This window comes from Bradyrhizobium sp. USDA 4353 (assembly GCF_054063215.1).
The window spans coordinates 4,648,620-4,664,050 of record NZ_JBSSGB010000001.1 but is presented as its reverse complement, the minus strand read 5'-3'; the positions used below and the strand labels follow the sequence as shown (position 1 = coordinate 4,664,050).

13 protein-coding genes are annotated in these 15,431 nt (G+C 65.5%); 3 read left to right on the top strand and 10 right to left on the bottom strand.

Annotated features, from left to right (window positions below):
* Positions 1-161 precede the first annotated feature (161 nt).
* Positions 162-2,024: a glutaminase A gene (gene glsA, locus ACVILH_RS20935; protein WP_456714561.1), complete on the top strand. Its 1,863-nt coding sequence runs from the start codon at positions 162-164 to the stop codon at positions 2,022-2,024.
* Between the two features lie 658 nt (positions 2,025-2,682).
* Here glsA and ACVILH_RS20930 read toward each other — a convergent pair.
* From ACVILH_RS20930 to ACVILH_RS20915, 4 genes are all read right to left on the bottom strand, one after another.
* A complete protein-coding gene (locus tag ACVILH_RS20930; RefSeq protein WP_456714560.1) occupies positions 2,683-3,039 on the bottom strand; it encodes a Zn-ribbon domain-containing OB-fold protein in 357 nt (118 codons plus the stop codon).
* Positions 3,036-4,172: a thiolase family protein gene (locus tag ACVILH_RS20925; protein WP_456714559.1), complete on the bottom strand. Its 1,137-nt coding sequence runs from the start codon at positions 4,170-4,172 to the stop codon at positions 3,036-3,038. The genes ACVILH_RS20930 and ACVILH_RS20925 overlap by 4 nt, the downstream gene beginning before the upstream one ends.
* Positions 4,173-4,566: 394 nt before the next feature.
* Positions 4,567-5,733 carry an acyl-CoA dehydrogenase family protein gene (locus ACVILH_RS20920; protein ID WP_456714558.1) on the bottom strand — a complete coding sequence of 389 codons (1,167 nt, stop codon included), beginning with the start codon at positions 5,731-5,733 and terminating at the stop codon, positions 4,567-4,569.
* Positions 5,734-5,737: 4 nt separating this feature from the next.
* Positions 5,738-6,943 (bottom strand): CaiB/BaiF CoA transferase family protein, encoded by a 1,206-nt coding sequence (locus ACVILH_RS20915; protein WP_456714557.1) that lies wholly within the window; start codon positions 6,941-6,943, stop codon positions 5,738-5,740.
* 261 nt (positions 6,944-7,204) lie between these two features.
* Here ACVILH_RS20915 and ACVILH_RS20910 point away from each other — a divergent pair, with 261 nt between their 5' ends.
* Positions 7,205-7,630 carry a GFA family protein gene (locus ACVILH_RS20910; RefSeq protein WP_456714556.1) on the top strand — a complete coding sequence of 142 codons (426 nt, stop codon included), beginning with the start codon at positions 7,205-7,207 and terminating at the stop codon, positions 7,628-7,630.
* A gap of 104 nt (positions 7,631-7,734) precedes the next feature.
* Here the strand turns inward: ACVILH_RS20910 and ybaL are convergent, their stop codons facing one another.
* Entirely contained in the window at positions 7,735-9,483 is a 1,749-nt protein-coding gene (ybaL, locus tag ACVILH_RS20905; RefSeq protein WP_456714555.1) for a YbaL family putative K(+) efflux transporter, read from the bottom strand.
* 164 nt (positions 9,484-9,647) lie between these two features.
* Here ybaL and ACVILH_RS20900 point away from each other — a divergent pair, with 164 nt between their 5' ends.
* On the top strand, positions 9,648-10,211 hold the full coding sequence (locus ACVILH_RS20900; RefSeq protein ID WP_456714554.1) for a DinB family protein: 564 nt from the start codon (positions 9,648-9,650) through the stop codon (positions 10,209-10,211).
* Between the two features lie 128 nt (positions 10,212-10,339).
* On the opposite strand, the gene ACVILH_RS20895 is transcribed toward ACVILH_RS20900, so the two are convergent.
* The 5 genes from ACVILH_RS20895 to ACVILH_RS20875 all read right to left on the bottom strand — a co-directional run bounded on the left by ACVILH_RS20895 (position 10,340) and on the right by ACVILH_RS20875 (position 15,349).
* Positions 10,340-10,897, bottom strand: coding sequence for a GNAT family N-acetyltransferase (locus ACVILH_RS20895; protein ID WP_456714553.1), 558 nt, complete (start codon positions 10,895-10,897; stop codon positions 10,340-10,342).
* A gap of 204 nt (positions 10,898-11,101) precedes the next feature.
* Positions 11,102-12,271, bottom strand: coding sequence for an acetyl-CoA acetyltransferase (locus ACVILH_RS20890; RefSeq protein ID WP_456714552.1), 1,170 nt, complete (start codon positions 12,269-12,271; stop codon positions 11,102-11,104).
* Between the two features lie 73 nt (positions 12,272-12,344).
* Positions 12,345-13,328, bottom strand: coding sequence for a D-erythronate dehydrogenase (gene denD, locus ACVILH_RS20885; protein WP_456714551.1), 984 nt, complete (start codon positions 13,326-13,328; stop codon positions 12,345-12,347).
* 141 nt (positions 13,329-13,469) lie between these two features.
* Positions 13,470-14,399 carry a carbohydrate ABC transporter permease gene (locus tag ACVILH_RS20880; RefSeq protein WP_456714550.1) on the bottom strand — a complete coding sequence of 310 codons (930 nt, stop codon included), beginning with the start codon at positions 14,397-14,399 and terminating at the stop codon, positions 13,470-13,472.
* Positions 14,396-15,349, bottom strand: a complete 954-nt coding sequence (locus ACVILH_RS20875) for a carbohydrate ABC transporter permease (RefSeq protein ID WP_456714549.1) — start codon at positions 15,347-15,349, stop codon at positions 14,396-14,398. Before ACVILH_RS20875 ends, ACVILH_RS20880 begins: the two co-directional genes overlap by 4 nt.
* Positions 15,350-15,431: the final 82 nt, after the last annotated feature.

The following is a 15,431-nucleotide window of genomic DNA, read 5'->3' as shown; positions in this document are numbered from 1 at the left end:
ACCGCAACCATCGCCGCGAGTCGCGCCCACGTCGTCCCGCGACACCGCTCAATCGCTGGGCAGCGGCAACATTTGACCAGTGCTGCCCCAACTGTGGGCTGGCTGCCCCAACGCCGCTGCGACATAACCGGCGCGCGATCCGTCTGCCCGCCGAGCCCATCATGACCATCGACACTCCGCGCCCTCCTCGCAATCCGCAGCATTGGGCGTCCGCCGCGATGCCGCCGCTGCAGCGCTTCCTCTCGGCCTGTCATGCCGACTTCTGGCCCGATCATGACGGCGCGGTCGCCAACTACATTCCCGAGCTCGGCAAGGCGGATCCTTCGCATTTCGGCATCAGCCTCGCCACGCTCGACGGCCATGTCTACGAGGTCGGCGACAGCCGTGTGCCGTTCACGATCCAGTCGATGTCGAAGCCGTTCGTGTTCGCGCTCGCGCTCGACATCCTCGGCTCCGACGAGGTCGAGCGCGTCATCGGCGTCGAGCCGTCCGGCGATCCCTTCAACTCGATCCGGCTCAATGCCGAGAACCATCCGTTCAATGCCATGGTCAATGCTGGCGCGATCGCCTGCAGCGGCCTGGTGCGCAAGGCGCGGCACGCCGATGCCTTCGAGACCATCCGCGACGCGCTCGGCCGCTTCGCCGGCCGCAAGCTCGATGTGGACGATGCCGTGTTCGCCTCGGAGGCCGCGACGGGCGACCGCAACCGCGCCATCGCCTATCTCCTGCGGACCTCGAACGTCATCAGCGAGCCCGTGGACGACGTGCTCGCGGTGTACTTCCGGCAATGCGCCGTGCTGGTGACCGCGCGCGACTGTGCGATCATGGCGGCGACCTTGGCCAATCGCGGCGTCAACCCGGTGACCGGCGAGCAGGTCGTGACGCCCTATGCGGTGTCGCGCACGCTCTCGGTGATGACGTCCTCGGGCATGTATGATTTCGCCGGCGAATGGATCTACCGCGTCGGCATCCCGGCGAAGAGCGGCGTCGGCGGCGGGATCCTGGCGAGCCTCCCGGCCCGGCTCGGCCTCGGCAGCTACTCGCCGCGGCTCGACGGCCACGGCAACAGCGTGCGCGGCATCAAGGTGTGCGAGGCGCTGTCGGCGCATTACGGCCTGCACATGCTGAACCGCTCCGACGATGCGCGTACCACGATCATCGCCGACTACGACATCGGCGCCAATCCGTCGCGGCGCAGCCGCCGTGCCCAGGAGCGCGAGATCCTGTCGGCGCATCCGGACGCCGTGCGCGTGCTCGAGCTGGTCGGCACGCTGTCGTTCTCGAATGTCGACTACGTCTCGCGACAGCTTGCAGCGAGCGAGCGTCCGCAATTCGTGATCTTCGATCTGCACCGCGTCACCGCGATGACACCGGCCGGCCTGCGGCTGCTTGCCGAGCTGTTTCACGAGCTGGCGGATTTCCACGTCACCGTCGTGCTCTCCGGCATCCGCCGGACCTCGCCGGAATGGCAGGAGATCACCGCGCGCACCGGCGACATCCGGAACGTGCGCGATTTCTATCTGCTGGACACCGCGATCGAATGGGCGGAGGACCAGATCGTCTACCGCTACGGCGGCGCGATCGATTTCCTCGAGACGACAGAGCTCGTCGAGCAGCCGCTGCTCGCCGGCCTCTCCGCCGACGAGCGCCATGAGATCGCGGCGCTCGCGACGGTCAGGCACTATCAGCAGAGCGAGCGCATCATCAGCTCCGGAGAACCGGCGACGTCGCTGTTCTTCCTGCGCTCCGGCGTCGTGCATGTCACCTTGCCCGACGGCATCCGGCTGGCGACGCTGACCGCGGGGCAATGCTTCGGCGAGATGGCGCTGCTCGAACCGACACGCTCCGCCGATGTCACGGTCGATTTCTCCGCGACGGCGTTCGAGATCGGTCTCGACGATTTCGAGCGCTTCCGTGCGCGGCATCCGCGCGCGGGCGAGCGCATCATGCGCAATCTCGCACAGCTGCTCGTGGAGCGTCTGACGATCGCGAATGCGCGGCTCAATTTGCTTGCGGCCGATTGAGACTGTCATCGGAGTGTCGCATGTCGTCGGCGCACTCAAATACTTAAGGTTGCAATTCACAGCAGCTCATAGCCTTCAGTCGATATGTCTCATCACTCGTAATTGTACGGGCTCGCCTAAACGTTACCGGGAGTCGGTCGCAGGACAACCATAAGCGAGCCCAATTCGCGCCGCATTACCCGACGATGTTCTGAACCGTCGATGAACGCCGAGTGGGGACTCGCGAAGCGGACATCGCAATGGGGTGTTCCGAGTAAAATTCCAGCCGCCGTCACGTGTGTATTTGCGCAACGGAAAGTCGTGTCCAGTCCAGGGAGGAAACGGCATGAAGGAAGCCACTAAGAGGGCAACATCGGAGGCACTCGCGCACATGCTGGCCGTGACGTCGATGATCGTCATCGCCAGCGTCCTGTTCTACGGGCGATGAAGGGCTGTCTGGAGGTTCTGCGTCGCAGTTGCTTCATCGCCCGTAGGTGGGAATGTGGGCTCGATTGCTCATGCGAACGACCGAGTTGAGTTGCGTTTGAGTTAGTAAGCGTAGCGTAGAGTATTGCGTCAATCGCGCGGCGATCCGGGTCGGGACGAATGTGTTGTGCGTATCGTCCCGCCTCGGCCGCCCGCGGTCGGCCTTTTGTGAGTCCGCTCGTGTGATCCGCCGTCATGGCGCCTTCTCGAAGTAGGGCACGGTGCTACCGGCAAAGCTGACGAATCGCGCGTTGACGGCGTCGCCGATCGCGAGATCATGATCGCCATGGGCCATCATGCGGAAGCCCTCGCGCATATCCACCAGCACGATGTTGTAGGGCACATGCGCGCGCGTCTCCGGCGTCGCGGCGCGGCACACCAGTGACGCCGCGTAGATGGTGCCCTCGCCGCTCGCTACGTGATCCGTCAGCGCCTGCGAGCCGCAGGCGGCACAGAAGTCGCGGCGGAAATATTGCACATGGGCGCAGCACGCGCAGCGCTGATAGCTGATCGCCGCCACGCCTCTGGTCCAGTCGGCTGATTCGCTCATCGTACTCGCTCCCAGAACATGCTGACATGCGATGACAGCACGCCGCCGTCGCCATGGAGCAGGGTCAGCGTCGCATCGCGCACCTGGCGGGGCCCCGCCCGCCCGGTCATCTGCAGATGCGCCTCGTTGAGATGCGCCATGGCGCCGCCGACGCCGCAATGGCCGTAGCTCAGGAGGCCGCCATGGGTGTTGAGCGGCACGGCACCGTCACGGCTGAAATGGCCGTCCCGCACGCGCGCCGCGGCCTCGCCACGGCCGGCAAGGCCGAGATCTTCGAGCAACATGCATAGCGTGATCGTGAAGCTGTCATAGACGGCGGCGTAATCGACATCGGCGATCGCAACGCCCGCGGCCGCCTTGGCCTTCTGGATCGCAATCTCGGCACCGAGCTCGCTCAGCGCCGGCGCGGCGGTGACGTGCTGATGGGTGTGCGCCTGGGCGCAGCCGCGTACGCGCACCGCCGTCGCCCCGGTCGGCTCGCGGCTGACGATGATGGCGGCGCCGCCGTCGGACACCGGGCAGCAGTCGAGCAGCTTGAGCGGCTTGGCGACCGGCTTCGACGCCATGACGTCGGCGACCGTGATCGATTCGTGAAACTGCGCGCCGGGGTGATCGAGCGCGTGCCTGCGCATCAGCACGGCAAACTCGGCGAGATCCTGTTCGGTCACGCCATATTCGTGCGTGTAGCGCGAGGCGACGAGGCCGTAATAGGCAGGGATCGTCGGGCCCAGCGGCAGCTCATAGTCGGGATGACCCACTTGCGCCAGCGCCTGGATCGAGGCGTCGCGGCTCTGGCCGGTCAGGCGATTCTCGCCGGCGACGACGAGCATGTTTTTGACGACGCCGGCCTCGACGAGGTGATGGGCCAGCATCACCATCGCGAGCCCGGTCGCGCCACCGACCTGCACCGCGTGAGCGTAGGACGGCGTGATGCCGAAATGCTCGGCGAACACGGTGGCCAGCATGATGTGGGGCGACACCGTGGAATAGCCGCACAGGATGCCGTCGATGTCGCGGCGCGTGAGTTCGGCATCGTCGAGCGCGAGCTGCGCCGCCAGGCTCATCAGGTCGAGCGAGGAGCGGCCGTCATGACGGCCGAAAGAGGTCAGGCCGGTGCCGGTGATGTAGGTCATCGCCGCAGCCCTTGCTGCGTTCTCCTTCCCCTTGCGGGGAAGGCGATCATACTTGAAGCATGACGTATTTCGCTCGTCTGTTTCCAAGTCGTCATGGCCGGGCTTGTGCCGGCCATCCACGTCGGCCAGCGCGCCGGGAAGGACGTGGATGCCCAGGACAAGCCCGGGCATGACGGAGCAACAAATTGGCGGGTCTTCCTGCTGCGATTGTCGCATTTCGTCAGATGCGACAGCCCTGAATTTGCGGGAAAGGGTCGGGCGTTACCACACGACGAGTCGTCGTGGGGTACCCCTCTCCCTGCCCCTCCCCCACAAGGGGGGAGGGAATGCTGGCAGCGTGGGTCCCTAACGGCGTGGCTCGTCATCTCTGCGCAATCCATCTTAATGCGACATCTCAATACGACTTGGGCATGCCGAGGACCTTCTCGGCGATGAACGACAGAATCAGTTGCGGACTGATCGGCGCGATGCGAGGAATGAGAGATTCCCGCAAATAGCGCTCGACGTGATACTCGCGGGCGTAGCCGAAGCCGCCGTGGGTCATGACGGCCTGCTCGCAGGCGTGGAAGCCGGCCTCTGCTGCGAGATATTTCGCGGCGTTGGCGGCGGGGCCGCAGGCCATGCCCTGGTCGTATTGCCAGCCGGCCTGCAGCACCATCAGCCAGGCGGCTTCGAGCTCCATCCAGTTCTTGGCGAGGGGATGCTGGATGCCTTGATTTTGGCCGATCGGACGATTGAACACGTTGCGCGTCCGCGCGTAAGCGCTCGCGCGCGACAGCGCGAGATGGCCGAGCCCGACCGCTTCCGCGGCGATCAGGATGCGCTCGGGGTTCATGCCGTGCAGGATGTAGTCGAAGCCGCGACCCTCCTCGCCGAGGCGATCCTCAGCGGGGATTTCAAAGTCCTCGAAGAACAGCTCGTTGGAGTCGACGGGCTTGCGGCCCATCTTGTCGATCTCGTGCACCTTGATGCGGCTGCGATCGAAATCGGTGTAGAACAGGCTCAGCCCGTGGGTCGGGCGCTTCACCTCCTCCAGCGGCGTGGTGCGCGCCAGCAGCAGGATTTTCTCAGCCACCTGCGCGGTCGAGATCCATACCTTCTGGCCGTTGACGACATAGCGGTCGCCCTTGCGCACCGCGCGGGTCTTCAGTTGCGTGGTGTTGAGGCCGGTGTTCGGCTCGGTCACCGCGAAGCAGGCCTTCTCGCTGCCATCGACGATGCCCGGCAGCATCCGCGCGCACTGCTCCTTGGTACCGAACACGACGACAGGGTTGAGCCCGAACACGTTCATGTGGATCGCCGAGGCGCCGGACATGCCGGCGCCGGATTCCGCGATCGTGCGCATCATGATCGCGGCATCGAGAATGCCGAGGCCGGAGCCGCCATACTCTTCGGGGATGCAGATGCCGAGCCAGCCGGCGTCCGCCAGCGCCTTGTGGAAGTCGGCGGGAAAGCCGCCCTCCTTGTCCTTCTTCAGCCAATAGGCGTCATCGAAGCGGGCACAGATTTTTGCCACGGCATCGCGGATCGATTCCTGATTTGCCGAGAGTGCGAAATCCATGCGCTCACTCCTTCGCAGGCGACGGCATGGTCGCGCCGTCGCGGATCATCGCGGCGATATCGTCGGACGAGAAGCCGAGCTCGCGCAGGATCTCCTCGCCATGCTCGTTGGGCCGGCCGGCCAGACGCTGCGGCTCAGCCTTGGTCTCGGACCAGGTCGCTGATACGCGCGTGCTGCGGATCGGACCTTCGGTCGGATGCTCGACGATGGGAAAGAAATCGGTCGCGACGAGGTGCGGATCGTGCAGCAGGCTTTCGAGATCGTGCATCGGCATCACCGGGATGTCGGCGTCGTTCAGCAGCGCGGTCCATTCCGCGGTCGTGCGAGTCTGGAAGATGCGCGCGAGCTCGGCATAGACGATATCGATATTGGCAGCTCGCCGCGCAAACGTGTTGAAGCGATCGTCGGCGCGCAAATCGGTGCGGCCGGACGCTGTGAAGAACGCGTCCCATTGCTTGTCGTTGTAGACGATGACGCAGATGTGGCCGTCGGCGGTCTTGTAGGGCCGGCGGTCCTGCGACAGGTGCCGCGCATAGCCGCCCTTGTCCAGCGGCGGCTCATAGGTGAGGCCGCCCATGTGGTCGCCCATGATGAAGGCCGACATGGTCTCGAACATCGGCACGTCCAGGCGCTGGCCACGGCCGGTGCGGTCGCGATGCACGAGGCTGGCGCAGATCGCGCCGACGGCGGTCAGGCCGACGATGCGGTCGACCAGCGCGTTCGGGACGTAGCGCGGCGTGCCGTCGCCGGCCACCGCCATCAGATGCGACAGCGCCGCCCCGCCCTGGATCAGATCGTCATAGGCGGGCTTCGCCGCATAGGGGCCATCCTGGCCGAAGCCGAACACGCCGGCATAGACCAGCCGCGGATTGAGCGCGGAGATGACGTCATAGCCGAGGTTCAGCCGCGCCATCGCCTGGGGACGAATGTTGTAGAGCAGGACGTCGGCCTCCTTGGCCATGCGCAGCACGGCCTCGCGACCGGCCGGCTTCTTGAGGTCGAGGCAGATCACGCGCTTGCTGCGGTTGGTATTCAGGGTCACCGGCCCCATGCCGGGATGGCGCGAGGGCCCGATCTTGCGGGTGACGTCCCCTTCAGGCGACTCCACCTTGATGACATCGGCGCCGTAGTCGCCGAGCGTCTGGGCGGCATACGGCCCCATCAGCACGGTGGTCATATCGATGACCTTGATGCCCGCAAGCGGTCCCATCGCGGCGTTGGCTCCCTCGTTCGTTGTTATCGACAGAGCTAACGGCACCGGCGGTTCCGGGGCAAGCGGCCCGGCGGGTATGGAGCCATGCGCGCGGCTGCGCCGTCGCAACATTCCGCCGCGCGGATCACGATCGGAGGAGCGCCGCTGCATCGCACCAGATGTTCCGCGCCGACACCTGCATTCTGGGATTCCCTTCCGACGCGCAGCTGTGTCAGCATGCCGCTCCAACCAACAACATGATTGAGGGAGAACGCTGTCATGACGCTCTATCACGGCAAATGCTTTTGCGGCACGGTCGAGCTCGAGGCTGATGGCGAGCCGGATGCGATGGGCTATTGCCATTGCTCGTCCTGCCGCTCCTGGTCGGCCGGCCCGGTGAATGCCTTCACCTTGTGGAAGCCTTCGAACGTGCGCGTCACCAAGGGCGCGGAGGCGATCGGCACCTATCACAAGACCGACATGAGCCACCGCAAATACTGCACCAAGTGCGGCGGCCACCTGATGACCGACCATCCGCCGCTCGGCATGATCGACGTCTATGCCGCGACCATCCCGACCTTGAAATTCACGCCCGGCGTGCATGTCAACTACGCGGAAAGCGTGCTGCCGATCAAGGACGGCCTGCCGAAGCTGAAGGATTTTCCGGCCGAGTTCGGCGGCTCCGGCGAGATGATGCCGGAGTAAATTCGTAGCCCGGATGAGCGTTAGCGATATCCGGGTTCACACGAACTGTTGCGATGAACCCGGGTGTCGCTGCGCTCACCCGGGCTACGCTGCGCAGATCCGGGCTATGCCTGGGCCTCGACACCCTCCGCCGCCCGTTGCGGTGCCAGTTCGGGCGCTACATCAGGCGGCCGCGTATCAAGCTCCTCGATCATGCCGCGCGCGATCTCGCGTTCGCCCATGATGACCCTGTCGGCGCCGAGCGATGTGAGATGCTCGACCTCGGCATCGGAATGCGCGCGCGCCACGATGTGCAGCGCCGGGTTGGCGGCACGGGCCTGCTCGACGATCTGCCCGGCCTCGAACGCCTCGGGGATGGCGATGACGAGCGCATGCGCGACCGAGGGGTTGGTCGCGCGCAGCACATTGCTGCGGGCGGCGTTGCCGGTGATGGTCTCGATGCCGTCGCTCTTCAACTGCTTGAGGATGTCTTCCGATGTTTCCACCGCAAGGAAGGCGTGGCCGCGCTGCTGCAGCGCCTCGCCGACGAGCCGGCCGACGCGGCCATAGCCGACGATGATAGTGTGCTCGGTCAGTCCCGTCATCGGAATCTCGGCAGGCTTCGGCGCCGGCGTTGAAGCGACGTCCGCGCGACGGCGCTCCAGCCGCGGCAGCAGCCAATCGAGCGCTGCGAACATCAGCGGATTGAGCATGATCGAGATGATCGCGCCCGCCAGGATCAGATCGCGGCCCTCTTTCGGCAGCAGGTTCGTGGCGCCGCCGATCTCGGCGAGGATGAAGGAGAACTCGCCGATCTGCGCCAGGCTTGCCGAGATCGTCAGCGCGGTCGAGGCCGGATGACGGAACGCGACCACGATCAGGAACGCGGCGATCGATTTGCCGAACAGGATGATGAAGAGCGTCGCGAGCAGCGGCCAGGGCTCGCGGATGATGCTGGCGGGATCGAACAGCATGCCGGCGGAGACGAAGAACAGCACCGCGAAGGCATCCCGCAGCGGCAGCGATTCCTGCGCGGCGCGCTGGCTCAGCGGCGACTCGCCGAGCATCATGCCGGCGAAGAAGGCGCCGAGCGCCAGCGACACGCCGAACAGCTTCGTCGAGCCGAAGGCGACGCCGAGCGCGATCGCGAGCACCGCGAGACGGAACAACTCGCGCGAGCCGGTGTGGGCGACGTAGTGCAGGATCCAAGGAATCAGGCGGCGGCCGACCAGCAGCATCACCGCCATGAACACGCCGATCTTGGCGAAGGTCAGCAGCAGCACGCCGGTCAGGCCGAGCCCGAAGCGGGCGGCGAGCGGATCGGCGGCGGCGACGTCGCCATCGCCGCTCTGCAGGCTGGCGAAGGCGGGTATCAGCACCAGCGCCAGCACCATCGCGAGGTCCTCGACGATCAGCCAGCCGACCGCGATGCGGCCGCGCTCGGTGTCCATCAGCCGCCGCTCCTGCAGCGCGCGGAGCAGCACCACGGTGCTCGCCACCGACAAAGCGAGGCCGAACACGAGCCCACCACCGATCGACCAGCCCATCGCCCAGCTCAGCGCCATGCCCATCAGGGTGGCGACCGTGATCTGGACCACCGCGCCGGGCACGGCGATGGCGCGCACCGACATCAGGTCCTTGAGCGAGAAATGCAGGCCGACGCCGAACATCAGGAGGATTATGCCGAGCTCGGCGAGCTCGGTGGCCAGCGCCTGGTCGGCGACGAAGCCCGGCGTGAAGGGTCCGACGGCAACGCCGGCGAGGAGATAGCCGACCAGCGGCGGGAACCGGAAGCGCTGCGCGAGAGATCCGAAGACGAAGGCCAATCCGAGGCCGGCGACGATGGTCGCGATGAGGGGTGTGTCGTGCGGCATCTCGACTTGTTGCACAGGGGGCGAAATGATGCACCGCGACCAATTGTGGCAGAGTTCCGTCACGCCGATGGGGATGATGCGCGGGCCCGCGCGGAAATCGGTGGTGAAGGGCGCAATTCGTTCCGTATGATCGGCGACGAGCCATCACGGGGTGATCAGACGCAATGCCCGCCGATCTCGTCCAGACTTTCCGTGCTTTCGCGTATAACAATGCCTGGGCCAATCACCGGCTGCTGACGGCCTGCGGCCAGCTCAGCGCCGACGACTTTGCCGCCGAGCGCACCGGCTTCTTCCCGAGCCTGCAGAAGACGCTCAACCACATCTACATCATCGACCTGTTCTACATCGACGCGCTGGAGGGCGGCTGGCTCGGCCCGATGGCCTGGCAGGACCGCGTGCCGTTCCCGCGGCTGGCCGATCTCGTGAAAGCGCAGAGCGCGATGGACCGCCGCCTGATCGGCTTCTGCGAGGCGCTGACGCCGGCACGGCTCGACGACATCGTGCGCATCAACCGCGAGACCAGGGTGCAGAACGAGCGCTGCGACCGCCTGCTGCTGCATCTGTTCCAGCACGACATCCACCACCGCGGCCAGGCGCATGCGATGCTGTCAGCGACTTCCGTGAAGCCGCCGCAGCTGGATGAGTTCTTTCCGGCCGATGATGCCGGCCTGCGCGCAAAGGATTTCGCCGAGCTGGGCTTCAGCGAGGAGAAGGTGTGGAAGCTGTAGGGTGGGCAAAGGCGCTGCCGTGCTCCTTCCTCACGGGCACTCGCAATGGCGCCGTGCCCACCATCTTCGGTCAAGCACGCTGCCCGACGGTGGGCACGCTGCCGCCTTCGGCGGCCGCTTTGCCCACCCTACCGCATCTCGCGTGTGGTCCACACGTCGCGCGGAAGCCGGTACATCGCCTGCCGGCGCAGCGGGCTGTCCGCCTCGACGCGCGGATGATCGAAATCGGATGCCTCGTCCCGGATCATGCCGAGCTTGCGCATGACGTTCTGGGACGCTTCGTTGGCCGGCGCAGCGTAGGCGACGATCTCATCGAGCCCGAGCTGATCGAAGCCGAAAGCAAGTGAGACCCGCGCAGCTTCCGTCGCGATGCCCTGCCCCCAGGCCTCGCGCGCAAGCCGCCAGCCGATCTCGACCGCCGGCGTGAACGGGGCGTCGAAGAAGACCCGGAATAACCCGGTTGCGCCGAGGAAGGCGCCGGTGGCGCGGTCTTCGACGGCCCAGATGCAGAAGCCGTGCTCGGCCTGATGCTTGATCTGGAAGTCGATCCATTGATCGCACGCCTGCCGCGTCGGCAACGCGCGCAAGTAGCGCATGACGTCGGGATCGGCGGACATCGCCGCGAACGGTGCGCGATCCGCGTCGCGCCATTCGCGCAAGGTGAGACGTTCAGTTTCGATGAACATGATGGCAGTATCTGGTTCAGCAGAATTGAAATCCGCAACTACGCAGAAGGCCATCTTGGGGCGCCGTCATTGCGAGGAGCCCACGGGTCTCGCCTATGCCGCGCCCGAGGACAAGCTCCGCGACGAAGCAATCCAGGGCGGCACGTGTGACCCTGGATTGCGTCGCTTCGCTCGCAATGACGGAGGATAGACCGTCGTCTCGCCCTACTTCACCGGCTCCAAAATCGACACGTAGTTCGCGACCGCGGCGCCGCCCATGTTGAAGATGCCGCCGAGCTTGGCGTTGGGGAGTTGCATGCCTTCGGGCGCCGTGCCCGTGAGCTGCATCGCGGTCATCACGTGCATGGAGACGCCGGTGGCGCCGATCGGGTGGCCCTTGGCCTTGAGGCCGCCGGACGGGTTGACCGGCAGCTTGCCATCCTTGAGCGTCCAACCTTCCTTGATGGCGCGAGCGCCCTGCCCCCTGGGCGTCAGGCCCATCGCTTCGTACTCGATCAGTTCGGCGACAGTGAAGCAGTCATGGGTCTCGACAAAGGAGAGATCCGACAGGGTGACGCCGGCCTTCTCCAGCGCGCGCTGCCAGGCCACCGTGCAGCCCTCGAAGGCGAGGATGTCACGCTTGCTCATCGGCAGGAAGTCCTGCGCATGCGCGGTGGCGCGCACGTTCACCGCCTTGGCGAATTTCTTGGCGGTCTCGCTGTCGGTCAGCACCAAAGCGGCGGCGCCGTCGGAGACCAGCGAGCAGTCGGTGCGTTTCAGCGGGCCGGCGACATAGGGATTCTTCTCGCTCTCGGAGCGGCAGAACTCGAAGCCGAAATCCTTGCGCATCTGCGCGAACGGGTTGGCGACGCCGTTCTTGTGGTTCTTGGCGGCGATCAGCGCCAGCGCGTCCGACTGGTCGCCATATGTCTGGAAATAGCCCTGCGCGATCTTGCCGAACACGCCGGCGAAGCCGCCGACGGTGTCGCCATCTTCAGGCAGATAGGACGCCTTGAGCAGGTTCTTGCCGATCTCCGGGCCCGGCGTCCGCGTCATCTGCTCGACACCGACGACGAGCACGATCTTCGCGGCACCCGCGGCGATGGCGCGGATGCCCTGATGGACGGCGGCTGATCCCGTCGCGCAGGCGTTCTCGACGCGGGTCGCCGGCTTGAAGCGCAGCGCGGGGTCGGCCTGCAGCACCAGCGAGGCGGTGAAGTCCTGCGGTGAGAAGCCGGCGTTGAAATGACCGAGCACGATCTCGTCGACATCGCCGGCTGAGATGCCGGCATCAGCCAGGGCCTCATTGGCGACCTTGACGACGAGGCTCTCGACGGTCTCGGCGTCGAACTTTCCGAACGGCGTATGCGCCCATCCGACGATGCTGGCGGTCATGCTCTCTCTCCCGAATATATCCCCTTCCAGATGGCGATAGCAGCCATCCGGGTCCAGGGCTTAGGTGGCGTTCTCAGGGGACGAACTTACCACCAAGTTCATCCTCGATGTGAATGCGGATGATGTCGTCAAACGTCTTTTCCTCGGTGGTGAAGCCGAGCTCGCGGGCGCGCTTGGCCTCGAAGGTCCGCGGCCAGCCGGCGACGATGCCGACGATGAAGGGATCCGGCTCGCGCTTGATGCGGTTGGCGACGTTGTCGCCGGCGACGCGGCGAAGGGCTGCGATCTGCTCGCCGACGGTGGCCGTCAGGCCGGGCATGGTCAGGTTCCGGCGCGGGCCGATCTTGGCGGTGTCCATCGTCGCGGCATGCAGCAGGAAGCCGACCGCCGAGCGCGGCGTGGCGTGCCAATGCTGGACGTCCTCGGACACCGGCAGCACGGCCTCCTTGCCGGCCAGCGGCTCGCGCAGGATGTTGGAGAAGAAGCCGGACGCCGCCTTGTTCGGCGCGCCGGGGCGGATGCAGATGGTCGGCAGGCGGATGCCGACGCCGTCGAAGAAGCCGCGGCGGCTGTAGTCGGCCAGCAGCAGCTCGCCGATCGCCTTCTGGGTGCCGTAGCTGAGCAGCGGCGCGTTGACGAACTCGTCGCCGATCGCGTCGGGGAACGGCGCGCCGAACACCGCGATCGACGAGGTGAAGACCAGGCGCGGCTTGTAGCCGTCGCCGATCAGCCTGACGGCGTCGAACAGCATCCGCGTGCCGTCGAGATTGATGCGGTAGCCCTTGTCGAAATCGAGCTCGGCCTCCCCGGAGACGATCGCGGCGAGATGGAAGATGACGTCGGGACGCGGAGCGACCAGCTTTTCGGCAAAGCCGGGGACGGCGAAGTCGCCGGCGATGGTCTCGACGGCAATCGACGTGTCGGGCTTCGCCGGCGCGACGATGTCCTGCAGGGTCAGGCGGGTGATGGCGGTATCGCCGATGCGGCCGTCGCGGACCAGCCGCTCCACCAGCTTGCGCCCGACCATGCCGGCGGCGCCGAGAACGAGAATATGCAAGGGGATGCTCCTTCAGAAGGTAGGGTGGGCAAAGGCGCGTAGCGCCGTGCCCACCGCAGCGCTTGGCGATCACTTGGCGATGCCGGAAGACGGTGGGCACGCTTCGCTTTGCCCACCCTACGAGAACTCGACGAGCCCGCCCTACTCCTTCACCGCGCCGGTCATGGCCGACACATAATGCTCGACGAAGAAGGCGTAAAGCACGACGAGCGGCAGCGAGCCGACCAGGGCGCCGGCCATCAGCGATCCCCATTTGTAGATGTCGCCGTCGACGAACTCGTTGACGATGGCGACCGGCACGGTCTTGTTCGGCGTCGATTGCAGGAAGGTCAGCGCGTAGATGAACTCGTTCCAGCACAGGGTGAACGAGAAGATGAAGGCCGAGATCAGGCCCGGCACCGCCAAGGGCACCACGATCTTGACCAGGATCTGCCAGCGGCTGGCGCCGTCGATCAAAGCGCATTCCTCCAGCTCGAACGGAATGGTCTTGAAGTAGCCCATCAGGAGCCAGGTCGAGAATGGGATCAGAAGCGTCGGATAGACCAGGATCAGGGACAGCGGGGAGTCGAACAGGCCGTAGGCCTGGATCACCGAGGCGAGCGGGATGAACAGGATCGACGGCGGCACCAGGTACGCGAAGAAGATCAGCACGCCGACGGTGTCGGCGCCCTTGAAGCGCAGCCGCACGATTGCGTAGGCCGCGAGCACGGAGGCGAAGATCGACAGCGTGGTGGCGCCGATCGCGACATACATCGTGTTCCACAGCCAGCGCGGATACTGCGTCTCGAACAGCAATTTCGAGATGTGCTTGAAGGTCGGATGCACCACCCAGAACGGGTTGTACTTCTCCATGTCGATCAGCTGCTCGTCGGGTTTGATCGACGTCAGGCCCATCCAATAGAACGGGAACAGCAGCACCACGAGGATGATAAATAGCGGCAAATAGAGCGTCACGAGCCGGCGCGGGAACGACTCGAGATAGCTCATGCCCTCGCTGTTGTCGTCGGCCAGCGCCGCGGCGGTGGCTGTGGCGTTCGAGGGCGCTTTGGGTTGCAGCACGGTGTCGGTCATTGGTCGGATCCTTGCTGCCATTTGCGCCGCTGCATGCCGAACCAGGAGATCGCGATCGCGGCGAGCAGGAATGGGATCATGGCGGTGGCGATCGCAGCCCCCTCGCCCAGCCGGCCCGAGATGATGCCGCGCTGGTAGCTCAAGGTCGCCATCAGATGCGTGGCATTGACGGGGCCGCCGCGGGTCAGAGCCCAGATCAGTTGGAAATCGGTGAAGGTGAACAGCACCGAGAAGGTCATGACGACCGCGATGATCGGGGTCAGCAGCGGATAGGTGATGAAGCGGAAGCGCTGCCAACTGGTGGCGCCGTCCAGCGTCGCGGCCTCGTAGAGCGAGGGCGACACGGTCTGCAGGCCGGCGAGCAAGGTGATGGCGACGAAGGGCACGCCGCGCCAGATGTTGGCGATGATGACGGAGGCGCGCGCCCAGTTGGTATCGCCGAGGAAGTTGATGTTCTGCGAGATGAGGCCGAGCTTAATTAGCGACCAAGAGATGATCGAGAACTGGGAATCGTAGATCCACCAGAAGGCGATCGCCGACAGCACCGTCGGAACGATGAAGGGCACGAGGACGATCGCGCGGATCATCGCCTTGAACGGCATCCGCCGGTTCAACAGCAGCGCGAGATAAAGGCCGATCGCGAATTTGATGGCGGACGCCACGATCGTATAGAGCAGCGTATTGAACACCGCGAGCCAGAAGATCGCGTCGTCCCACAGCCACTCATAGTTCTCCAGCCCGACGAAGATTCCGGCGCGGCCGATCTTCTCATCGGTGAAGCTCATCCAGACGCCGAGGCCGAGCGGATAGGCCAAGAAGAGGATCAGGAACGCCGCAGCGGGCAGCATGAACCACAGCGCGACGAAGTTGCGGTTGGTCTTCACGCGTGCCCACGCCGAGGGCTCGCCCATGGCGGCGCCCGGAGGCATCGAGGTCTGGATGGTACTCATTCTTCGAGCAGCTCCCTTCGCGACGGGCCCGTAGGGTGGGCAAAGGATCTCGGCACGATGCGCGCATCGTGCCGAGAGCCGC